The following is a 22,246-nucleotide window of genomic DNA, read 5'->3' as shown; positions in this document are numbered from 1 at the left end:
CCGGGATGTCCCGGTATCACGCGATCGTCACCCAACGGACAGCTCAGCCGCCGACCGCGCTCGCCGGTGGGGTCTTGTCCTGGAAGCCGGCGCCCGCGCCGCCGGCGTCCTTGCGGAACGCCTCGATCCCGCCGCCGACCCCGTCGATCTCCCCAGGGTCGGCCGTCCCGCCCTTGAGCTTGCCGGCCAGGTCGTGCATCGACGCGCTGAGCTTGTCGATCGGGCCGATCAGCACCTTGCACAGCGTCGGGTCGGCCTGCGCGTTGGTCTTCGCCCGGCGGAGCTGGTCGAAGGCGAACACCGCCGCGACGCCCGCCTTGACGATCGACCTCTTCCGCTTCGGCGCGCCGGCCGAGAAGGCCCCGCTCTTGAACGGCGTGTAGATGTAGCGCTTGAACGTGCCCGCCGCGAGACCGGCGTTCGTGATGAACCGGGTCTTGGCGAACTTCCTCGTCGACTTGGTCGGGCACGTCGCCGGAGTGGCGGTCTGCCCGTACGCGCCCGGCGCCGTCGTAGTGGTGTTCGGCGCGGCGGCGGCCGGTGGCTGTGCCTCCTGCCGGTTCTTGGTGCCGCCGCCGCACCCGGCGAGGGGCAGCAGCATTATCGAAATGATGATGAAGGATTTGCGGAGCATTCGTTTCCCCCGAATAGCCCACTGACTCGGACAATTTAGATGCGTCCTCGGCATCGCACTTCCCTTTTTACCGTGCGGCTTGCGTCGACGTGAATAACAGGCCTTGGATAAGACGGAGGCGTGAGTGCGATATCGTCATTCGATGTGACATCGCGGACCGCATTCGCTCTCGTTCTGCTGCTCCTGGCCGCCGCAGGCTGCGGCCATGCCGAGCGGCCCGATCCGGCGACCACCACCCCGGCCGGACCACCGTCCTCCGAGGCGTACAACGCCGATCAGCTGACCCAGGCGCTCCTCACCGACATTCCCGGATATGAGCGGTCAGGAGCGCCGCAATCAGGGCAGTACGGCTCGTTGACCGCAGTGCGGAATTCCCTGCAGATGCAGCAGGCGGCGAAGCTCGACAAACCGCAGTGCGCGTCGTCCACCCGGGCCGTCTCTTCGGAAAAGGCGGTCTGGTCCGCGCCCTCCGCGCTGGTCGCGTTCGTCAAGGGCCGGGACCAGACCGCCTCGGAGACCTTGATGGCGGTCGGCCCGGACGTCGCCGCCCAGCAGGTGGAGCTCCGCGTGCCCGCCTCGTGCCGCAGCTTCCGCGTCGCCGTCGGCGGGCGATGGGCGACCGGCTCGGTAGTCGAGGGCGGCGGCACGCGCATCGGCGAGGGCTCCCGGACCGTCGGCGTCTCGACGACCTCCGGCACGACCTCGGTCCGGACGTGGTTCGTCGTGCTGCGCTCCCGCGGATACCTGGCCACGGTCACGCTGTACGGGCCCGGCGCGACGCGGGACGAGGCCGAGCGTCTCGCGCAGCAGGCGTACCAGCAGGCCGAACGCATCCTGCCGTAGAAGGGATCTACGAGGTAACGTGCCCATGGGCGAAGGAGGGCGCGGTGGTGGGCAGGCAGGGCCGGGTGACCGGCAAGATCGGTCCAGGCCTGGTCGGTGAGGTCATGATCCCGATTCGCGGCGGGGTCGAGGCGTTCTATGCCTATCCGGCCATCCAGGGGGAGGAGATCCCGGTGGGTTCGCTCGTGGTGGTGATGGATTATCACCCGCCGAGAACCGTCTACGTCTCCTCTGCGTCTATTTGACGTCAGTACCGCTGCGGCTCCCGAGGAGGAGCGATGCCGATAGTCGCCTTTGTGATCGGCGGGGTCGTCGCCGTCATCGTCCTGGTTGTCCTGTTCAAGGCGATCTGGCGGGTCGCCGAACCCAACGAAGCGCTGATCATCTCCGGTCTCGGAGCGAGGGCGCACAACCGGGACACCGCCGAGAGTCTCGGTTTCAAGATCACGACGGGTAAGGGCACCATGGTCCTTCCCGGCTTCCAGACCTGCCGGCGGCTGTCGCTCGACACCCGGGTCTCCACACTCGAGGTCACCTGCGTGACCTCCCAGGGCATCAAGGTGCACGTCCGCGGCGTCGTGATCTACAAGGTCGGGGATGACTTCAGCTCCATCGCCAACGCCGCCCGGCGATTCCTCGACCAGCAGAAGCTCATGGACGACAAGACGCATCAGCTGTTCGCCGGGCACCTGCGCTCCATCGTCGGCAACCTCACCGTCGAGGACCTCCTCCGCGACCGTGACCGGCTGACCAACCAGGTCCGCACCTCCTCCGCCGACGAGATGGGCAAGCTCGGCCTCGTCGTCGACTCGCTGCAGATCCAGGACATCGAGGACGAGGTCGGCTACATCGACAACCTCGGCAAGCCGAACTCCGCCGCCGTCGCCTCGGCCGCGCGCATCGCCGAGGCACAGCGCAACCAAGAGGCGACCGAGGCGGAGCAGCTCGCCGAGCAGGCCAACGCCGGCCAGATCCGCGACACCGAGATCAAGAAGCGCGAGTACCAGGGCCAGGTCGACCAGGCCGCGGCCCAGGCCCGGCAGCAGGTCATCCTCAAGGAGACCAAGAACGCCGAGCTCGAGGCCGACCGCCGCGAGAAGGCCCTGGAGGCCGAGGTCCGCAAGCCCGCCGACGCCAAGGCGTACGAGCGGGTCACCCTCGCCGAGGCCGAGCGGAAGGCGGCGGTGGCCAAGGCCAGCGCGGATGCGGAGGCCACGAAGATGGCCGGTCAGGCCCAGGCCGCGGCGACCCGGGAGAAGGGTCTGGCCGAGGCCGAGGCGATCAAGGCCAGGGCCGAGGCACTCGCCGAGAACCAGGAGGCGGTCATCGCCCAGCAGCTCGCCGAGAACTGGCCCGAGATCGTCGCCGCCGGCGCGAAGGTCTTCGGCAACGTCGACAACATGGTCGTGCTCAACGGCGCGGAGGGCGTCGAGGACATGCTCGCCAAGGCGCTCACCCTGGGCGGCACCGGCCTCGGCGTCGCCCGGCAGCTGCTCGCCTCCATGAACGGGCAGAACGGACAGCAGGACCTCGCCGCCCACAACGGCAGGCCCGCCTCGCCGGAGCAGGCCATCGAGCCCGGCAGCACCGCCTGAGAACGGGTCCGCGCGCCGCGGGTTCCGCTCGCGTTCAGGGCGCGGCTCGCGCGCTGCGGGTTCCGGTCTCGTTCAGGGCGAGGCTCGCCTGCTGCGGGTTCGGCTCTCGGTCGGGGTGGGGCTGCGGGCCGCGGGTTCCGCTCTTCAAAGCGGAGCCCGTACGCCGCGGGTTCCGCTCCTCAAGGCGGAGCCCGTACGCCGCGGGTTCCGCCCGCGTCGCCTGAGGCCGTGAGGGTCCGGAGCGTTCGTTCCGGACCCTCATACCGTGTGCGGCCCGATAGCGTTCCGATATGAGCGATGCACGGGTTGCCGTCACCGTCGATCTCGTCGTCCTCACGGTCCGCGAGCATCGGCTGTGCGCGCTCGTGTGGCGCCGCGACCGGCCGCCGTACGCGGGGGCCTGGTCCCTCCCCGGCGGCTTCGTCCAACTCGATGAGGACCTGCCCGTCGCCGCCCAGCGGCTGATGGCCGAGCGGGCGGGTCTGGCCGGGGTACGGGTGCACCTGGAACAGCTCGCGACGTACGGCTATCCGGACCGCGACCCGCGTCAGCGGGTGGTCAGCGTGGCCTACCTGGGGCTCGCCCCCGATCTGCCGGCGTCCAGCCGGGCCCAGGTGCTGTGGGAGCCGGTCGACGACCTGACCCAGCGCGACCGGGCGGCGTTCGACCACCGCCGTATCCTGCTCGACGGGGTGGAGCGCGCCCGGGCCAAGCTGGAGTACTCGCCGCTGGCGGCGGCGTTCTGCCCGCCCGAGTTCACCGTCGCGGAGCTGCGGCGCGTGTACGAGATCGTGTGGGGGACGCCGCTCGATCCGCGGAACTTCCACCGGAAGGTGACGAAGGCGGAAGGGTTCCTGGTGCCGATGGACCGGACGACGACGCGGGACGGCGGCCGGCCCGCGCGGCTCTACCGTCGGGGCAGCGCCGAGTCGCTGCATCCCCCGATGATGCGCCCGGCCTGCTGATGAGTTATATGTCCGGTTTTGGTACCTTTCTGGCCATGCCCGATGACCTCTCCCCAGAACTCGTACGCCAGATGATCGACGAGGTCGGCGAAGAAGGCGTCACGGCGATGGGACGGATGCCGGGTCTCGCCGCCGCCGTCGACCAGCACTCCGCCGCGATCCGCGACGTCATCGCCGCGTCGGGCGAAGAGCTCACCCCCCGAGTCCTACGGGACTACCTCGAAGGCTTCACCGACGCCGCCATCGAGCGTGGCTGGTGGCCGGGCGACGACTTCGACTGGGAGACGGTCCGTGTGATCGCCGTCTGTTCGATCATCCACGAACTCCAGGAACTCGGGTAGTCACCGGCCGACCGGTCCGCGTCTCACTGGCTGCCCGGTCCGTGCCTCACCGGCCGACCGGTCCGTGCCTCACCGGCTGCCCGGTCCGTGCCTCACCGGCCGACCGGTCCGTGCCTCACCGGCTGCCCGGTCCGTGCCTCACCGGCCGACCGGTCCGCGTCTCACCGGTCGCCCAATCCGTGCCTCACCGGCTGCCCCGTCCGAGCGTCAGCCGGTCGCCGTCAGCGCGGCCGGTCCCGCGGCTCCCGGGGTGTCTCGGGGGCCGGGCCACGCGGCGGTGCCGTCCCCGTCTCCGAAGGCCCGCGCGGTGCCTCGGGTGCGCCGCGTGGCGGCATCGCGCCGGTCTCTGACGGCCCGTGCGGTGCCTCGGGTGTGCCGCGAGATGTCTCCTCCGTTCTGGTCATCCCGGGCGAGGCCTCGCTCGGGGTTCCCACGCCTCGTTCGGCGTCCTCGCGCCCCCGCGCGTACGCTCCGGTGCGGGCCGTCGCCGTCTCGGTCTCCGCGCGCGTCAGCCACCGCTCCCAGCGCTGCTGCATGGGCCGGACCAGGCCGCCGCCCACGCCGATGGCGATGACGGCGCCGATCGTGGCCAGGACGGCGATCAGTACCGGTTCGGTGACGGTCGTGGCGATGCCCATCTGGTTGAGGGCGGCGATGACGCCCAGCGCGATGATGAAGATCGCGGAGAGGTTCGCCAGCAGCCGGCCGTACGACAGCCCGCCGAGCGCGCCGCCGACGAGGTCGCGCACCGCGTGCGCGATCGCGGAGGCGACGATGACGATGATCACGGCGACCGCCAGCCGGGGCAGCCAGGCCACGATGGAGCGCAGCACGTTGCTGACCGGGTTGGAGCCGAAGACGTTGAACGCCAGTTCCAGTGCGACCAGGAGGATCGCGTAGTACACCAGCTTGGCCAGCAGGCCGGACGCGTCGTATTCCCCGCGCCGGAGCGCGTCGCCCACCACTCCGCGTTCGGCGACGCGGTCGAAGTGGAGCCGTCGCAGGATCAACGCGACCAGCCGCTGGATGACCTTCGCGATGATCCAGCCGATGACGAGGATGATGACGAAGACGATCAGCCTCGGCACGATTCGGGCGACGGCGTCCAGGACGTTCTGCAGGCTCTTGCCGACATCGATTTGCGCAACGGTGCCCATGGCGATCTCCCCCCGATGGCGCGGACACCTTTTGTAGTCATTCGTACCCTTTTGTGGAGCAGCGCACTCTGGCGGGCGACAGCGCCCCGCCCGACTTCGTAGAGTGATCCCGTACGTCTTCATCCCGGGAGGACAAGGGTGTCCGAGCAGCGCAGTCCACGCTTCCGTTCCGTACTCGACGACTACGTCGCGTACAAACCCGGCAAGGTCGCCAGGTCACCCGAGGGACGGTCGTTCAAGCTCTCGTCGAACGAGTCGCCGTACGGGCCGCTGCCGTCGGTGCGCGAGGTGATCAGTGAGGCGGGCGGGCTCGTCAACCGCTACCCCGACAACGGCTGCACGGCGCTGATCGACGCGATCGCCGGGCGCTTCGGCGTCCCGCCGGAGCACGTCGCCGTCGGCTGTGGTTCCGTCGGGGTGGCGCAGATGCTGCTGGAGTCCGTCGGCGAGCCCGGCGTCGAGGTGGTGTACGCCTGGCGTTCCTTCGAGGCCTACCCGATCCTCGCCGACCTGTCCGGCGTCACCTCGGTGCGCGTGCCGCTGGCCGAGGAGACCCACGACCTGCGGGCGATGGCCGACGCGATCACCGACCGGACCCGGCTGATCTTCGTCTGCAACCCGAACAACCCGACCGGCACGGTCGTCAAGCGCCCCGAGCTGGAGGCCTTCCTCGACCGCGTGCCGGAGGACTGCCTCGTCGTGCTCGACGAGGCCTACCACGAGTACGTCCGCGACACCGAGATCCCCGACGGGCTCACGCTGTACGGCGACCGGCCGAACCTCGCCGTCCTGCGCACCTTCTCCAAGGCGTACGGCCTCGCGGGCCTGCGGGTCGGGTTCATGGTCGCGCAGGAGCACATCGCCGAGCAGGTGCGCAAGACGTACCTGCCGTTCTCGGTCAACGCCGTCGCCCAGGCGGCCGCCGTCGCGTCCCTGCGCGCCGAGGACGAGCTCCTCGAACGCGTCGAGGTGACCGTGAAGGAACGAGAGCGGGTCCGCGACGCGCTGCTCGCCCAGGGCTGGACGGTCCCGCCGACCGAGGCCAACTTCGTGTGGCTCCGGCTCGGCGAGGACACCATGGCGTTCTCCGGCGCCTGCGACGCCGCCGGGGTCAGCGTGCGCCCCTTCGCCGGGGAGGGGGCGCGCGTCACGATCGGCGCCCCGGAGGAGAACGACGCCTTCCTCGCCGTCGCGGAGGACTACCGCGCGCGGTCCTGACCCGCGGGCTCCACGGCCTGCTCGCCCCCGGGGCTCGGCTCCGGGGGCGCTTCCGTACGGGACCGCCGCTCGGTGGACACGACGAGGCCCACGCCGGCGATGATGATCAGGCCGCCGGCGAGGATCGTCCAGGTGGCGTGCTCGCCGGCGAACGCCACGCCGAGCAGCACCGCCACCGCCGGGTTGACGTACGCGTACGTCCCGACGAGGGAGATCGGTGCGTTGCCCAGCAGCCACACGTACGACGTGAAGGCCACCAGCGAGCCGAAGACGATCAGATAGGCGAGGCCCAGCCAGGACGCCCGGGAGACCGCGTCGAGGTGCAGCGTCTCGCCGCGCCCGAACCCGAAGACGAGCAGCGCCAGGCCGCCCGCCGCCATCTCGTACACGCTCGCGGCGAAGGGGTTCTCCGGCATCGGCAGCCGGGACGACAGGAACGAACCGATCGACCACGACAGTGAGGCGAGCAGGATCACGACCACGCCGGTCGCGTCGCCCGACCCGCCGCCGCGGGTGAGGGTGAGCAGCGCGAGCCCACCGAAGCCGACCAGCACGCCCCCGATCGTGGTCGCCGCGGGCCGGTCGCCGGTGCTCCACCGGAAGACGACCAGCCACAGCGGCACGCTCGCGACGAGCAGCGCGGCCAGACCCGTGGAGATGTGCTGTTCGGCGACGCCGACCATGCCGTTGCCGCCGGTCAGCAGCAGCACGCCGACGAGCGCCGCGGTGCCGAGCCGACGCCAGGGAACGCGCAGCACGGACGGTCCGCGCAGGATCACGAGCACGGCGGCGAGGACGATGGAGGCCGTCAAAAACCGGATGGCGGCACTGACCATCGGCGGCATCGTCTCGACGACGAAGTGGATGCCAAGGTAGGTGGAGCCCCAGACGACGTAGACGATCGGGAGGGTCACCCAGACCAGCGGCGAGCGGGTGTCATGAGTCTGTGTGGTCATCGCTCATTACACGTTAGCGGTGCGAAGCACTCCGCGCCACGCCGTTTTTCGGACGTTCACCCCTTTGATGCCGCCACTGTCGAGTCCCCGCTGCGAGGGGTCGCCTTCGCGGTCAGGCGGACACCCCGACGGTCTGTGGGGAGTGGAACACGCGGTCGGGGTCGTATTGGTTCTTCACTTTGAGAAGTTTTGTATAGTTTGCCCCGAAATATGCCTGTTTCCAGTTGGAGAGCCCCGCGTCGGCGTAGTTCTGGTACGCCTGCCCGCTCGCGTACGGCTTCATCGCCGTGTGGAAGGAGCGCAGCCAGGCCTGCTGGGCCCGGATCGCTCCGGTGGCCGCGGCCGTCGTCCAGGTCGTGGTGAACTGCGCGTTGAAGAGGCCGTCCCGGTGGACGAACGCGGTGGCGTCGGGGGCCACCCGGTTCACGGCGCCGCCCAACGCGTCGAAGGCGATCCCGCCCTGCCCGCCGCCCGCGAGGCCGCCGCGCCGCCGGACCGAGTCGAGGATCGTGTCGATGGCCGCACCCGTCATCGGGCGAGTGAAGATGTGGGATGCCGCGTATTCGGGTTCGCGGCTCTCCTGACCTGCGGGCGTACGGCCGGGAAGGCCGCCCGGCAGGTGGCATTGCGCCGTACTCCGCGTCGTGCAGCCGGCCTCGACCATCATCGCGTGTTCATAGGTCGTCGTCTCGACCACCTGCGATGAGGGCACCGCGCCGATCTTGGCCTGCAGGGCTTCGATCAGCCGCAGGGCGTCATCCCGGGCACCGAGATAGGTGCCCCCGACCTGGAGGGTGGGCGCGGCCTGGGCCTGACCGTCGAGAACATGAAGGTTGGACCAGAGCGCGTCCGGCGCGAACGGCGCCCAGCGCTGCCAGGCGTCGATCACCGCTCGGGCGCTCGACCACGGCCAGCTCAGAAAGAACACGACGATCGACGAGGTGGGGTGCGTGGCGAACGTGAACGAGGTCGCCACGCCGAAGGTCGCACCACCGCCTCCTCGGCAGGCCCAGAACAGATCGGGATCGTTCCGCGCGTCACAACTGCGTTTCCGCCCGTCTGCGGTCACCATCTCGACCGCGCGGAGATTGTCGGAGAGGATTCCGTGCGCGCGTGAGACCACGCCGACACCGCCGCCGAGGGTCAGGCCGGAGATGCCGACGGTCGGACAGGATCCCGCCGGAATCGAGACGCCCGCGGTGCCCAGCCGGTCGTACACGTCGACCAGTCGCGCCCCGGCGCCGATCGTCGCGGTACCCGACGGAGCGTCGACCCGGATGGACGACATCGGGCTCACATCGATGACGAGGCCCGTGCTGAGCGACGCCCCGGTATAGCTGTGCCCGCCGCACCGCGGCGTCACCGGCAGGCCGTACCGCCGGACGAAATTCAGGCACTCCGCGACGTCATGCGGACTCTCGCAATAGGCGATTCCCGCGGGTCTGATCGTGTCGAAGCGGGGGTTGAAGTTCTTGCGCGCCGTGGCGTAATCGGTGTCATCCGGCCTTATCAGCCGTCCCGTCAGCGATCTGCCGAGCGCCGACCAATCGGTGGTCTTCGGTGTGTGAGACGCGTGCAGTGGGCTGCTCGCGGCAGGGCTTTGACCAGGCGACTTGCACGCCGCCGCGGCTGTCGTCGTCAGCGCTCCGGAAACAGCGAGCCCGGCGGTACGCAGGAATTCTCTCCGCCCAAAAGTCATATCCCGGTAGATGCGACGAGTGATGGAGAAGTTCGTCTTCGTGTCGGCGGCGGGCCTCAACCGCAGGCGTAGTCGAACGCGCCGGAGGCCTGAACGACGGACTTCCCGGCCCGGACGACCTCCAAGGTGGCGACCGCGTGCATGGTGCCGGTGCCCTTCACCGTCCAGCGCAGCGGGACCTCGACCGAACGCTGCCCCTTGCGCACGCTCTCGGACAGCATCCCGGAGACCTGTCCGTCGCTGCGCCGCCACCGGTACGCGATGTCGCCGTAGCCGCCGTCCGTGCGGATCGTGCCGACCACCGGCACGGTCGTGTCGCAGGACTGCGTCGTATTCGGCGCGCTGACGCTCACGCCGGTCACCGTGACGCCGGGGCCGCCGCGCAGCAGCCACCACACGAGCAGGCCGGCGAGCACGGCGATGCCCAGTGTGAGCAGCCCGCCCACCACCCGCCGCGAGAGCGAGCGGCGCGTCGCGGACCGGCCCCGCCACTTCCTCGCGACCCCCGGCGGCACGCCGGGCCCGAACCGCAGCGACACATCGTCCTCGGACGCCGTCGGCATCGCGCCGCCGTCCACGGGGCGCGTCGGATCGGCAGAACGCGTCCGGTCGACGGGATGCGTCCGGTCGAGGGGACGCATCCGGTCGAGGGGACGCATCCGGTCAACGGGCGGCGTCGGCTCGACGGCGCGCGTCTGGTCGATGGGGTGCACCGGATCGATGGGACGCGTCCGATCGATGTCACGCCGTGTCTCGTCCATACCTGTCATCCCGTCCCCGATTGCGGGCATGTGCCGGTGCCGCCGGCGGAATGGCCGTCGGCCGACGCGGTGGCGTCCACCGCCCTGACGCACTGCGTGATGGTCGTGCCGGCCTGCACGGTGCGACTGCCAGGCCCTTGGGCGCTCGTCGACGCGGAGACGGTCTGCTTTCCGGAGCTGAAGGTCACCGTGATGCTCACCGTGCCGGGACCGCTGATCGTCACGGTGACGGTGGCCGTCACGGGGTAGCTCCCGGCGGCGCGAGCCGTCGCCGAGCCGACGCTCACCTTCTCGACCTTGATGCCGGTGACCGCCGTGGGGACGGTCTTGGTGGGCTTCGGCTTCGGGGCGATGGCGACCGGGGTGGTCGGGTCGGTGGTCGGGGGACTCGTCGTCGTGGCCGGTGAGCCGGTCGTGCCCGAGGCCGACGTCGGCGTGCCGGACGAGGGGACCGAGCCGGTCGGCGTGGTGCCGTCGGCCGGCGTCGGAGTCGCCGTCGGGGACGTCGTGTCGTCCGGAGGTGGGGACTCGGCGACCGCCGACGGCGTCGAGGTGGCCGACGCGCCCGAATCGAGGCTGTGGTGGACGCCCGCCAGGACGTACGCCCCGCCGCCGCCGGCCAGTAGCGCTCCGACCGCGACCCCGGCCACCACCATGAGGCGGCCCTTGCCGAGACGCGTCAGGGCGAGCGTCGTACCGCCGGTGGCGATCGGCTGGGCCAGGGGGAAGAGGTAGGCGAGCAGGGCGGCGAGGGCCGCGAGGCGGACCCGGCCGCGCTCCTCCCAGCCGGGGCCGTACCCGGCGAGCGCCGCGTCCTCCAACTCCCCGAGGAACACCTCGGCCGAGGGAGGCCGGTCGGCGAAGTCCTTCGCGAGGCCCCGCGCGACCAGGTCGCGCAGCTCGAGCGGGACCCGGCCGACCGGGATGGGGTCCAGGCGGTGCGCGGCGGCGAGGGCCCACAGCCCTTCGACCGGGTACGGGCGTTCGCCGGTGAGGCACTCGTAGAAGACGGCTGTGGCGGCGTACACGTCCGTGGTCGGTCCGACGGCGCCGGAGGTCCACTGTTCGGGGGCCATGTAGGCGGGGGTTCCGGAGGCGGTCGCGCGTTCCTCCGCGTGGACGGCGATGCCGAAGTCGGCGAGCCTGCTCGCCCCGTCGTCGCGGACGAGCACGTTGGCGGGCTTGTAGTCGCGGTGGACGACGCCGGCGGCGTGCGCGGCCGCGAGATCTCGCAGCGAGCCCTTGAGGACGACCAGGGCGGCCTCCGGCCCGGTCGGCCCCTGGGTACGGAGGATGTCCTTGAGCGTGACCCCGTCGACCAGCTCCATGACGAGAGCGGCGGCAGCCGGGGTCTCGACGTATTCGTAGAGGCGGACGATGTGCGGATCGGTCAGCTCGGCCATGAGCCGGGCCTCCGCCCGGAACCGTTCGAGGAAGCCGGGGTCCGACCGGAGCTCGCCCGACAGGTACTTGATGGCCGCCGGGGTGCCGGTCGCCTCGTGCACGGCGAGGAGCACCGTGCCGGAGGCCCCTTGGCCCAGGATCCGCACGTGCCGGTATCCGGGAACCGTCCAGTTTCCGTCCATGGCGTTCCTTGCTCGAAACAACGGAGAGCGTCGAAGCCCCGACACTATGTATGCGACGTTCGCCGCACATGCCGAGTTGAAAGAACGCGATGAAGTGGCCGGATTCGGCCATGACCAGTGAAGATAACTATCAGTCGGGAGCAGCGCGAAACATTCGCCGGTTTCAGCCCGTGGACACGCATCGACTCGGGGTCGACCGGGCTGCCCGAGTAGCGACATCCGTCGCCCGGGAGCCGGCCGCAGCCGCCCGCGAGTCGGCCGGGGCCACTACGGGCCGCCCGGGTGTCCGGAGGTCCCGTCGTCGATCGCCGTGGGGCCCGTGGCCGAAGCACGCATCGACCGGGCTGACCGAGACCCGACCGGGGCCGCCCGGGTGTCGGGCGGCCCCGTCGTCGATCACCGTGGGTCCTGCGGCCGGAGCGCTCTGAGCCCCCGCTCCGAGAGCCCCGCGCCGGCAGGTCAGCCCGTGGCTCTCGGCCCCAGCTTCTCGACGATCAGCCGGTACAGCTGACGGGGACGGCCCGGCTGCGGCGTGCGGTTCGGCGGAAGAGGCCAGGCGAGGCCTTCCTCCACCAGCGTCCGCAGCAGCCGCCGGGCGGTGCGCGGGGTGACGCCGAGCATCTTCCCGGCGTTCTCCGCGTCCACGATCAGCGGTTGCTGGGAGCCGCCCTCCTCGCCTGGCTGGTCGGCCAGCTTGTCGGCCAGGCGCGCGAGGATCTCCAGCCCCTTCGGCTTGGCCGGCGCCGGGGCGCGCGGCGGCGTCCGCGGTGCGGGCACGAGCGCCCGGCCGTCCCGGTCGAGGGCGAAGCCCTGCGCCCGCTGGGACGTCTGCGACCGGGCCAGCGCCGCGCGCGCGTGCGTCTCCGCTTCCTGGGCGGTGCGGCCCATGCCGATGCCGACTTCGACGGCCAGGCCCAGCTCCTCCCGTACCCGCTCGATGAACGGCGGCGTGCGGAAGCCCTCCGTCGCCGCCGCGATCGAGCCCCGGGTGGCGGTGACGAGATAGCTGTGGTCGTCGAGCGGCCAGACCGCGCCGCTCATCCGGTGCGCCTCCTGCAGGAGCAGCCGCTGCAGCGACAGCTTCAGCTCCTCGCGCCAGTACCGCGGCGTGACACGGCGGGGAGTCTCCCGCAGTGTCGGTACGTCGACGACCACCACCACGAGCTGGGACTCCTCCAGCCGGTGGTGGGCGCCGAGCAGCGCCGAGGTCTGCAGCGCCGAGCGGATCGCCGCGCCGGTCGGGCGGATGCGGAGCGTGGGCACCCCGGCCAGCTCCAGTCGCTCCGCCGTCGCGTGCACGCAAGTGAGCGCGACACTTGTGGCGCCGCGGCGCCACAAACGCTCATGAAAGGCAGCCAGCGTCCCCGGTCCGGCAGCTTCCTCCCGCAAGTGCACGTGCTCGGTGTTGAGATTGATCTCGCCGTAGGCCTCTTCGACCTCCGCACGGCTGAGCACGTCGATGCTGACGCGCGCCGGCTCGTGGTTCTCGTCGAGCGCGGCGCGCAGAAGTGCACCCTGCAATGCCGCGCCATTGAGAGGGACGAAGGTCGCCGGCATCGTGAGGACGCCCGCCTTGCGGGCGAACTCGTACGGGACCGGGCTGGCGAACAGACAGACGTCCACCCCCGACCCGAGCCGTACGACCTTGTCCGCTGCCTCCTGCTCGTCCCGGTACGCCGCCGCGACGAGGCGGCTGGGTACCGGGGTGGGGCCGTGGCCCATGAGCATGACCCGCTCGACCAGATCGTGTGGTCCGACGACGCCGATGGTCAGATCGGGTGTGACCGATCCGCCTCGAGGTCCGCTCATGTCCGCCCCTCCCGGCGCCGTCGCGCCTCCAGTGGCGGCCCCGCCCGCCGTGTAACCCCGCTCGTGACCGTCCATGGACGGCCTTCACCCAACGCATGACTCATCGCACTGACGCCCCTCCAGTCGTCCGCCCCAACTCCGTGAACTTCGCCTCATTGGGCAGATCGCTGGAGCGCCACGGGATGTGACGCGTCTTCGCGAAATCGGTTAAGAGTGCGTCAGAAAACTACTAGTAGAGCGCGTCCGGTGAGGAAGTTATTACTAACCGGATAGGTCACCGGCGGTCGGAAGCCTTGTGATCATCTCGCATTCGACCGTCACTCGACAGCCGCTTTACGAACAACGCCCCGCCACGTTCATCGGGCGAACGTGACGGGGCGTCGTCGTAAAAGGTGGGATCAGGCCAGGCGCTCGATGTCCGCGCCCAGGCCGTTGAGCCGCCCGGCGATGTGCGAGTGGCCGCGGTCCAGGTAGTAGCCGTTGGTGATGGTGGTCTCGCCCTCCGCGGCCAGGCCGGCCAGCACGAGCGCGCTGCCGGTGCGCAGGTCGTGCGCGACGACCTCGGCGCCGCGCAGCGGGGTCGCACCGTTGACCTTGGCCCGGTTGCCGTTCACCTCGATGTCGGCGCCCATCCGCACGAGCTCCTCGGCCAGCTTGAACCGGCCGTCGAAGATGCGCTCGTAGATGTAGCTCGGCCCGTCGGCGAGGCAGGACAGCGCCATGATCGGCGACTGCAGGTCGGTGGCGAAGCCGGGGTACTCGTCGGTGATCACGTTGATCGGGCGCAGCGGACGCTCGCGGCGCACCCGGAGGACGGCGCCCTCCTGGGAGAACTCCACGCCCATCTGCTCCAGCTTGTCGGCGGCGACGCCGAGGTGCTCGAGCGAGGCGCCGACCAGGCTGATCTCCCCGCCGGTGATGGCGGCCGCCATGACCAGGACGCCGGCGTCGATGCGGTCGGGCATCACCGTGTGCTGGACCGCGGTGAGCCGGTCGACGCCCTCGACGGTGATGAACCCGGTGCCGCCGCCGGTGATGCGGGCGCCCATCCGCTGCACGAACTGGATGACGTCCAGGACCTCGGGCTCCAGCGCGCAGTTCTTGATCAGCGTGGTGCCCTCGGCCAGCGAGGCGGCCATGATGAGGTTCTCGGTACCGGTGTGCGACGGCGTGTCCAGGTAGAGGGTGCCGCCCTGCAGCTGACCGGCCTTGACGTGGATGCTGCCCCGGCCGTCGTCGCTCACCTGCTCGGTGACCGTGGCGCCCATCCGCTTGAAGCCGTTGTAGTGGAAGTCGAGGTTGCGGCTGCCGAGGTTGCACCCACCGACGCCCTCGATCACCGCCTCGCCGAGCCGGTGCAGCAACGCCGGGACGAACAGGAAGGAGCCACGGAACCGCGACGCGATCTCTTCGGGCAGGACGGGGCTGGTCAGCTCCGACGCGTCGATCACCAGGGTGCGCTCGGCCTCGTGCAGCTCGGCCTTGGCGCCGACCGCCTCGGCCAGCTCGACCGCACGTCTCACGTCCTCGATGATCGGTACGTTGCGCAGGACCGTATGGCCCTCCGCCGCCATCAGCGAGGCGCCGATCATGGGAAGTACGGCGTTCTTGGCGCCCTGCACGAATACGGTGCCGCGCAACTCGGCGCCACCCCGCACGCGGTAACGGACCTCGTGGCCCAAGCTCATATCGCCGGTGCTCCTTTGGCTGCGGTGAAGTTAGACTGCCCGCTCGGTCAGGTCGGCGGGTCACGAGTGCCGCGCGTGTGACGCGGGCTGGCCCCAGTATTCCACTGGGTCCCGTGTGGCATGACCGAAACGTCCGGTCTTAAACGTCCGGTCCGCTCAGTCGTCTCGATCTATTGGATGCCACCGGCCCCGGGTTGGTTCGCGGGGAATCCGGATCTCCAGCGACGCGGCGGGCCGATGCGTTCGCCGTGATACGGGTATGGAGATGTGCCCCGAGGATACCCACGTCGACGACTGTTCCTGACGTGTCGGATCGGGCCACTATCGTCGAATCATGACCGAGGCACCCGGCTGGGCCGCGATCGACGACGCGCTCTCCCGCGTCTACGGCGACACCGAACCGCTCCATTTCGGCACCGTCCACAAGTGGGCCCTGGGCGGCCCGGACCCGCTCGACGGCATCAGCGCCTATCCGCGTACGGACCCGGTGCCACACTGGCACTTCGTGAGCTACGGCATGTCGGAGCTGTACTCCAAGGAGTCGTCCGATCCCGACGAGTCCGGCTGGGGATTCGAGTTCACGTTCCGGGTGGCCCGCGACCCGGCCGAGACCACGCCTCCCGCCTGGGCGATGAACTTCCTGCAGAACCTCGGGCGCTACGTCTTCCAGTCCGGCCGGTGGTTCGAGCCCGGCCACACGATGAACGCCAACGGCCCGATCGCCGCGAACCGTACGGACTCGGCGATCCGGGCGCTCACGTTCACCGTCGACCCGGAGCTCGGCGAGATCTCCACCCCGCACGGGAAGGTTCAGTTCCTGCAGGTCGTCGGGTTGACGATCGAGGAGTACGAGGCCGCGCGCCAGTGGGAGAGCGGCGCGCTACTCGGGCTGCTCGAGCCCCGGACGCCGCTCCACGTCACCGACCTCGACCGGGGCTCCCTCCTGGCCGATCCGGCGATCGCGGCGGCGGTGCGAGCCGGCACCGAGCGGGACGGGTCCGCGGGCGGCGCCCTCTACGTCAGCGTGGCGTCCTGGGCGGTCGAGGGGGACACGACGGTCCTGACTTTCGGCGCGCTCCCGGCGCCGGCCATCGCCCGCGCGGTGGCCGCGAGACTGCCGCGCGGCGAGGACGTCATCGTCAGCGAGGACGGCGGGTCCACGATCGCCTTCCTGCCGCATGAGCGGTTCGCCGTCGAGCCGATGGACGAGGACTCGCTCACCATCGGCGTCCCGCCTGGTGCGATCGACGACCTCGTCGCCGCTCTCCGCCCCGAGGCCGGCCGGCACTCCGTGCCGTCCCTGCCCGGCCTCGTCATCGAGATCGAGCCGTCCATCATGCGCGACCCCCACGGCGAGCCCACCGGCGAGGTCATCGGCTGACCAGCCGACCTGGCGTCGGTGCCTGGTCGCGCGCAGTTCGGCTCCGCGTCGGCGTACGGCTGCCGACCGCCCGGATCGGCGTCGGCGTACGGCTGCCGACCGCCCGGATCGGCGTCGGACCGGCCACTCTCCTCGATTGCCCGGCCCCGCGTCGGCCCGGCTTGGCGCCGCCCGGCCCGGTGTCAGTCCGCGACCGTGACGGTGTCGCCGACGGTGATCGTGCCGAGCGTACGGGGGATGGCGTTCTGGCCGAAGACGACGCCGCGTTCGCCGTCGGGCAGCGTCTGGGTGCGGTAGGTCGCCAGAGTGCGCAAGGGCTCGCGGGCCTTGACCGCGGTCTCCTGGTCGGTCGTGGTGATGACGCAGCGGGTGCAGGGCTTGACCAGCTCAAGCTCGACGCCGCCGACGCGGAGGAGGCGCACGGAGTCCTCGCCCCACGCGCCGAGGCCCTCCAGCACGATGCTGGGCCGGAAACGGTTCATCGGCAGCGGCTCGTCGAGGCGGGAGTTCAGCTCGTCGAGGGACTCCACCGAGGTCACGAGCAGCGGATAGCCGTCGGCGTACGCGACGGTGCCGCCGCCCGTACCGGTCGGGCGCCGGCCGGTGAAGCGCATGAGGCGGCACTCCCGGCCCAGGACGTCGGTGAACCACTCGGCCGCCTCATCGCCCTGGTCGATGCCCTGGCACGGCTTGCCGTGCACCGTGACGTCGACCACCGGGCCGTCGGAGTGCGCGACGTGCGCCAGGGGCGTGACGTCACTGGCGGACGGCGCGACGCCACCCGCGAGCTCGACGGTCAGCTTCACGCCGCCGTACGACGGGCGCAGCAGCGCCATGCGCGGGGTCTCCCGCTGCGACAGATGCCGCATGTCCGGGCGGACCAGCATGAACTCCCGGTCGTGCCGGAAGCCCTCCGGCAGCAGCTCGGCGCTGCTCAGCGGCGTGCCGCCACCGCTCTTCAACGGGTAGACGTTCAGCTCAACGACGACGATCATGAAGGCCCCCTTCTCTGGCCTCCATGATCCCACCGCCGTCCGTGGATCAGCTGAGGGCGGCGAGGCGCTCGAACATCCCGTCGAGGCGCTCGACGTAGCGCTCGGGTCGGCAGACCTCGTCGAGCCGCGCCTCGTCGAGCGTCAGCCCCGCCTCGGCCGCGTGCCGGCGCAGCGTCTCGCGGAACGGCGTCCCGGTCTCCCAGGTCTCCATCGCGGCCTTCTGCACGAGCGGGTACGCCTCGTCGTCGCGGGACATCCCGGCGTTCACCAGCTCGAGCAGGACGGTGCTGGTGTAGATCAGCCCGCCGGTCGACTCCAGGTTGGCGCGCATCCGATCCTTGTCGACGACGAGGCCGGTGACGAGGCGGTGTGTGAGGTTCAGCATGTAGTCGAGCCCGATCGATGCGTCGGGCAGGGCGATGCGCTCGGTGGAGGAGTGGGAGATGTCCCGCTCGTGCCACAGCGGGATGCCCTCCATCACCGGGGTCACCTGGGCGCGGATGATCCGGGCGAGGCCGGCGAGCCGCTCGGAGATGATCGGGTTCTTCTTGTGCGGCATCGCGGAGGAGCCCTTCTGGCCCTTCCCGAACGGCTCCCACAGCTCCCGTACCTCGGTGCGCTGGCCGTGCCGGACCTCCAGCGCGATCGCCTCGCACACCGTGGACATGATCGCCAGAGTGGAGACCCACTCGCTGATGCCGTCGCGGATCACCACCTGGGTGGAGACGTCGGCCGGGGTCAGGCCCAGCTCGGCGGCGACGTACCGCTCGACCTCGGGGTCGATGTTGGAGTAGGTGCCGACGGCGCCGGAGATGGCGCAGACGCCGACGGCCGCCCGCGCCCGCCGGAGGCGGTCGCGCGAGCGGGCCATCGCGAACGCGAAGTCGGCGACCCGGTGCCCCCAGACGTCCGGCTCGCCGTGGATGCCGTGCGTCCGGCCGACGCGCAGGGTGTCGCGGTGCGCGAGGCCGTGGTCGCGCAGCGCCGCGACCAGCGCGTCGGCCTTGGCGAGCAGGATGTCAGTGGCTTCGACGAGCTGGACGGCGAGGGCCGTGTCGAGCAGGTCCGAGGACGTCATGCCGAAGTGCACGTACGCCGCTGCCTCACGGGGCTTCGTGTTGTCGGCCCACGCGGACAGGAACGCGATCACGTCGTGCTGCGTCGTCGCCTCGATCTCGGCGACGCGCTCGGGCGTCGGCGGAGGAGCGGCGCGCACCGGCTCGACGACGTCCGCCGGGACGGTGCCCGCCTTCGCGTGCGCCTCGAGCACCAGGGTCTCGACCCGGCACCACAGCTCGTACTTGTGCGCGTCGCTCCAGACGCGGCCCATCTCCGGAAGGGTGTAGCGCTCGATCACCCCTCCAGTCTCCCAGGCGTCAGAACAGGTAGCTCACCCAGGACCGCCAGTTCTCGTTCGCGTCGACCATGCTGAACGGCCCGTTCCCGTTGTCGGAGGAGTATTCCCACCAGGCGTAGTCGAGGCCCTTGGACTTGTAGAGCGCGACCTTGTCCTTGATGTACTGGTCGTGGCCGGTGAGGCCGTTGCCGATGCCGAACTCCCCGATCCACACCGGCAGGCTCTCCGCCTTGGCCATGTCGAGCTGGACCTGCAGGTGCGAGGCGAGCGCGGCCTTGTTGGCCGAGTCGTAGCCGGTGGTGCCGTCGGAGGGGTTCGGGTTCTGGCCCAGTCCGTCTGCGTCGTAGCCGTTGGTGTTGGCGCTGTTCGGGTCGCCGTTGTAGTAGTCGTGGAACGACCAGATGAGGTTGCTGCGGCTGGTCGGTGTGAACGACGAGAACGACGAGGTGGGCACCTTCGAGTCGCCGTACGACGGCTCCAGCATGATGCTGGTGGTGCTGTCCTGGGCGCGGATGGCGTTCACGATCTTGGTGTAGTCGGACAGCAGGCTCGCGGACTGGGTGGACGAGCGGTACGGCTCGTTGACCGGGTCGTACGCCGCGATCGCCGGCTCGTCCTTGTAGCGGTTCGCGATGGTCTGCAGGAAGCCCAGCCCGTTGTCGACGACCGCGGCCAGGCCGTCGGCGTAGTTCATCTTGCCGTCCCCGTCGGGGTCCCAGGCCCAGGTCGGCGCGTGCCCCAGGCCGTCGGGCTCACCGGACATGTGGATGGTGTCGAGGATGACGTACAGGCCGGCGGCCTTGGCCCGGTCGACCGCCGTCGAGAGGGTGGTGAACGCCGTCTCGTTCCAGGCCGCCTCGGTCGGCTGGAACATGTCCCAGAACAGGACCATGCGGACCGCGGTGAAGCCCTTGGCCTTGATCGAGTCGTACGTCGACTGGCCCCAGGTGTCGGTGCTGTTCGCGTCCCAGATCGGCTGGACGTTCGGGCCGATCAGCAGGTGCGTGGTTCCGGCAGAGTCGACGAACGCGTGAGAGGACGTGGCGTGCAGCCGGGTCAGCGCGGCGGCCTGGGCCGTTGCGGCGGCGGTTCGGGCGACCGGTTCGCGGGCCGGGGCGGCGGCCTGGGCCGTCCCGGCGGCACCGGTCGTCATGAGGAGTGTTGCGAGGGCGAGTCCGACTGATCGGCGCATGACCATCTTCCCTTCCGGATGACCAAGATCGTTTGGATCCTAGATCAACTTCTCCGGTCCGAGCAGGGATCTTGAAGTGTTCCGGCGGTGTTCTACTCTCCGCATCCGGCCACAGGCTGTTTAGCCGCGCTCAACGTGCCTTGAGACATTGGGCGTTGTCGGGCCGGAGCGTCGGCTGCCAGCGTGTCGGGTGCAGCGAGCGGGCAATGCTGCCTGTCAATGAACGCGGCCGGCTCAGTCGCCTGCCGCGCGGCGGTCGATCGTCGACATGCCGTACTCCCCTTCCTGCTTAGAAGGAGCCCCGACATGCCCCTACGTGAACAGGTCAACTTCGCCAGTGACGCGGCAAAGCTCACCGGTCACCTTTTTCTGCCCGATACCTCAGGCACTGACGACGCCGTTCCGGTGTCGGGTGTCGTGGTCGCCGGGACCTGGACAAGTGTCAAGGAGCAGATGGCCGACCGGTACGCCGAGCAGCTGGCCCGACGCGGCTTTGCGGCCCTGTCCTTCGACTTCACCGGATACGGCGAATCGGCCGGTGAGCCGCGCGACTTCGAGTCGCCCGAGCTGAAGATCCAAGACCTCCAGGCGGCGGCCGATTTCTTGACCGGGCATCCGGCGGTGAGCGACTCACGCCTGGGCGCATTGGGAGTGTGCGCCGGCGCGATGTACGTGAGCGCCTTCGCCACGGAGGACTCAAGGGTGCGGTCGCTTGCCCTGGTGGCGCCGTGGCTGCACGACCGCCGTATCTGCGAGGAGAACTACGGCGGTTTGGAGGGCATCGAGGCGAAGAAGACAGCGGCGGCTGAGGCCCGGCGCAGGTACGAGGAGACCGGAGAGGTCGCCTACGTGCCGGTGGTCAGCGGCAGTGACCCGGACGCGGCCATGCCCTTCGACATCGACTTCTACCTCAACCCGGAGCGCGGCGGGATTCCGCAGTGGCCCAACCGGTTCGCCGTCATGGCCTGGACGGGGTGGCTGGAGTACGACGCCGTCGCGATCGCGCCGCGGGTGACCGCGCCCGTGCTGCTGGTGCACAGCGAGGACGCCGCCATCCCGGACGGCGCCCGCCGCTTCCACGACAACCTCGCAGGGCCTAAGCACTTCCTGTGGACCGAGGGCATCCAGTTCGACTTCTACGACCAGTCACCACAGGTCGACTTCGCCGCGGACGCGGCGGCCGAGCACTTCGCCCGCACGCTGTGAACACCCCGCACCCCCAGACCCACCCCCTCATCGCCCTGACAGGAGTCCGCTTCGCCATGCCCGAGTCCCTTGAAGCCGCCGCGCCGTCACCGTCCGAGACCAGGATCGAGGTCGTCGAAACCTGCACCCGGATGGCCGTGCACGCGGACCGCCGTGAATGGGAGCTCCTGCGTGACCTGTTCGCCGAAAAGGTGCTCCTCGACTACACCAGCCTGGGCGGCGGCGAACCGGTTCAGCTCACTCCTCAGGAGATCGTCGATGCCTGGTCGGCGACGCTCGGTGGCTACAACGCCACCCAGCACCTGGTCGCCAACCACCTGGTCCAGGTCGACGGGGACCGTGCCGTGTGCACCGCGTCCTTCCAGGCCACCCACCGCCTCGCTACCCCCCATGGCGCTCCGCTGTGGACGCTTGGCGGCGACTACCGCTGGGAATTGGCCCGCACCGGCGGCCGATGGCTGATCAACTCCGTGGTGATGACGGCGACGTGGGGTGACGGCAACAAGGACCTGCTCGCACAGGCAGCCGGCTGACCACACGTACCGCTACGCCGGGCGGCGGGGCCCGCGCCGCCTGGCGTCCCCTCACTTCACCGCGCCAGGGCGTTCCCGCTACCAGCCGACATGTCAGCGGTCGCCCTGACCTCCAATCTCAATTGCGCACCTATCTGAACGTTTCAGGAGTGTCCCTGATGAAGTCCCTGCCCAAGCCCTTCCCTGCCGCCCGCACCGCGGCCGCAGCGCCGGAGGCGGCCCGGGGCGGATCTGTCGTGGTGCTCGGCGCCGCCATGCTGGGCTTCTTCCTCATCTCGCTGGACGCGTTGATCGTCACCGTCGCACTGCCCCACATCGGCCGCAGCCTCG

20 protein-coding genes are annotated in these 22,246 nt (G+C 70.3%); 9 read left to right on the top strand and 11 right to left on the bottom strand.

From position 1 onward, the window contains the following. Positions 1-43: 43 nt before the first annotated feature. Positions 44-601: a hypothetical protein gene (locus AB0I04_RS48880; RefSeq protein ID WP_360901589.1), complete on the bottom strand. Its 558-nt coding sequence runs from the start codon at positions 599-601 to the stop codon at positions 44-46. A gap of 177 nt (positions 602-778) precedes the next feature. Between AB0I04_RS48880 and AB0I04_RS48875 the strand changes: the two genes are divergently transcribed. The 5 genes from AB0I04_RS48875 to AB0I04_RS48855 all read left to right on the top strand — a co-directional run bounded on the left by AB0I04_RS48875 (position 779) and on the right by AB0I04_RS48855 (position 4,378). Continuing rightward, positions 779-1,477, top strand: a complete 699-nt coding sequence (locus AB0I04_RS48875; protein ID WP_360901586.1) for a hypothetical protein — start codon at positions 779-781, stop codon at positions 1,475-1,477. A 44-nt stretch (positions 1,478-1,521) separates the two neighbouring features. Further along, positions 1,522-1,722: a hypothetical protein gene (locus AB0I04_RS48870; RefSeq protein ID WP_360901583.1), complete on the top strand. Its 201-nt coding sequence runs from the start codon at positions 1,522-1,524 to the stop codon at positions 1,720-1,722. Between the two features lie 33 nt (positions 1,723-1,755). Further along, positions 1,756-3,072 carry an SPFH domain-containing protein gene (locus AB0I04_RS48865; RefSeq protein ID WP_360901580.1) on the top strand — a complete coding sequence of 439 codons (1,317 nt, stop codon included), beginning with the start codon at positions 1,756-1,758 and terminating at the stop codon, positions 3,070-3,072. A gap of 290 nt (positions 3,073-3,362) precedes the next feature. Further along, positions 3,363-4,037: an NUDIX domain-containing protein gene (locus tag AB0I04_RS48860; RefSeq protein WP_360901577.1), complete on the top strand. Its 675-nt coding sequence runs from the start codon at positions 3,363-3,365 to the stop codon at positions 4,035-4,037. 35 nt (positions 4,038-4,072) lie between these two features. Further along, a complete protein-coding gene (locus AB0I04_RS48855) occupies positions 4,073-4,378 on the top strand; it encodes a DUF6401 family natural product biosynthesis protein (protein WP_360901574.1) in 306 nt (101 codons plus the stop codon). Between the two features lie 221 nt (positions 4,379-4,599). Here the strand turns inward: AB0I04_RS48855 and AB0I04_RS48850 are convergent, their stop codons facing one another. Continuing rightward, the gene (locus tag AB0I04_RS48850; RefSeq protein WP_360901571.1) at positions 4,600-5,535 is read right to left on the bottom strand and encodes a hypothetical protein; all 936 of its coding nucleotides are present in this window, start codon (positions 5,533-5,535) and stop codon (positions 4,600-4,602) included. 138 nt (positions 5,536-5,673) lie between these two features. On the opposite strand from AB0I04_RS48850, the gene hisC reads away from it, so the two are divergent. After that, positions 5,674-6,753 (top strand): histidinol-phosphate transaminase, encoded by a 1,080-nt coding sequence (gene hisC / locus AB0I04_RS48845; RefSeq protein ID WP_360901568.1) that lies wholly within the window; start codon positions 5,674-5,676, stop codon positions 6,751-6,753. Here the strand turns inward: hisC and AB0I04_RS48840 are convergent. The 6 genes from AB0I04_RS48840 to murA form a co-directional block, all read right to left on the bottom strand. Continuing rightward, positions 6,735-7,709, bottom strand: coding sequence for an EamA family transporter (locus AB0I04_RS48840; protein WP_360901565.1), 975 nt, complete (start codon positions 7,707-7,709; stop codon positions 6,735-6,737). The genes hisC and AB0I04_RS48840 overlap by 19 nt on opposite strands. A 112-nt stretch (positions 7,710-7,821) precedes the next feature. Further along, the gene (locus AB0I04_RS48835) at positions 7,822-9,408 is read right to left on the bottom strand and encodes an FAD-dependent oxidoreductase (protein ID WP_360901562.1); all 1,587 of its coding nucleotides are present in this window, start codon (positions 9,406-9,408) and stop codon (positions 7,822-7,824) included. Positions 9,409-9,464: 56 nt separating this feature from the next. Beyond that, positions 9,465-10,169: a hypothetical protein gene (locus AB0I04_RS48830; RefSeq protein WP_360901559.1), complete on the bottom strand. Its 705-nt coding sequence runs from the start codon at positions 10,167-10,169 to the stop codon at positions 9,465-9,467. Positions 10,170-10,174: 5 nt separating this feature from the next. Beyond that, positions 10,175-11,755, bottom strand: coding sequence for a serine/threonine-protein kinase (locus AB0I04_RS48825; protein WP_360901556.1), 1,581 nt, complete (start codon positions 11,753-11,755; stop codon positions 10,175-10,177). Between the two features lie 459 nt (positions 11,756-12,214). Next, positions 12,215-13,498 carry a transcriptional regulator gene (locus tag AB0I04_RS48820; RefSeq protein WP_360901676.1) on the bottom strand — a complete coding sequence of 428 codons (1,284 nt, stop codon included), beginning with the start codon at positions 13,496-13,498 and terminating at the stop codon, positions 12,215-12,217. 464 nt (positions 13,499-13,962) lie between these two features. Next, the gene (murA, locus tag AB0I04_RS48815; RefSeq protein ID WP_360901553.1) at positions 13,963-15,252 is read right to left on the bottom strand and encodes a UDP-N-acetylglucosamine 1-carboxyvinyltransferase; all 1,290 of its coding nucleotides are present in this window, start codon (positions 15,250-15,252) and stop codon (positions 13,963-13,965) included. A 334-nt stretch (positions 15,253-15,586) separates the two neighbouring features. Between murA and AB0I04_RS48810 the strand changes: the two genes are divergently transcribed. Then, positions 15,587-16,633: a suppressor of fused domain protein gene (locus AB0I04_RS48810; RefSeq protein WP_360901550.1), complete on the top strand. Its 1,047-nt coding sequence runs from the start codon at positions 15,587-15,589 to the stop codon at positions 16,631-16,633. 182 nt (positions 16,634-16,815) lie between these two features. Here the strand turns inward: AB0I04_RS48810 and AB0I04_RS48805 are convergent, their stop codons facing one another. From AB0I04_RS48805 to AB0I04_RS48795, 3 genes are read right to left on the bottom strand one after another with little or no spacing between them, the layout of a single operon-like run. Continuing rightward, positions 16,816-17,628 (bottom strand): MOSC N-terminal beta barrel domain-containing protein, encoded by an 813-nt coding sequence (locus AB0I04_RS48805; RefSeq protein WP_360901547.1) that lies wholly within the window; start codon positions 17,626-17,628, stop codon positions 16,816-16,818. A gap of 46 nt (positions 17,629-17,674) precedes the next feature. Beyond that, complete coding sequence (gene purB / locus AB0I04_RS48800) at positions 17,675-18,985, bottom strand: adenylosuccinate lyase (protein WP_360901544.1); 1,311 nt, start codon at positions 18,983-18,985, stop codon at positions 17,675-17,677. 19 nt (positions 18,986-19,004) lie between these two features. Next, entirely contained in the window at positions 19,005-20,177 is a 1,173-nt protein-coding gene (locus AB0I04_RS48795; RefSeq protein WP_360901541.1) for a cellulase family glycosylhydrolase, read from the bottom strand. Between the two features lie 306 nt (positions 20,178-20,483). Between AB0I04_RS48795 and AB0I04_RS48790 the strand changes: the two genes are divergently transcribed. Together AB0I04_RS48790 and AB0I04_RS48785 are read left to right on the top strand one after the other, a co-directional pair. Next, positions 20,484-21,383, top strand: a complete 900-nt coding sequence (locus AB0I04_RS48790; RefSeq protein WP_360901538.1) for an alpha/beta fold hydrolase — start codon at positions 20,484-20,486, stop codon at positions 21,381-21,383. Between the two features lie 56 nt (positions 21,384-21,439). Then, positions 21,440-21,916 carry a nuclear transport factor 2 family protein gene (locus AB0I04_RS48785; RefSeq protein WP_360901535.1) on the top strand — a complete coding sequence of 159 codons (477 nt, stop codon included), beginning with the start codon at positions 21,440-21,442 and terminating at the stop codon, positions 21,914-21,916. The last annotated feature ends 330 nt before the right edge of the window (positions 21,917-22,246 follow it).

It is taken from the genome of Actinoallomurus sp. NPDC050550 (assembly GCF_040655075.1).
GTDB lineage: Bacteria > Actinomycetota > Actinomycetes > Streptosporangiales > Streptosporangiaceae > Actinoallomurus.
The sequence above is the reverse complement of the archived record's forward strand: the minus strand, read 5'-3'. Positions and strand labels throughout refer to the sequence as shown.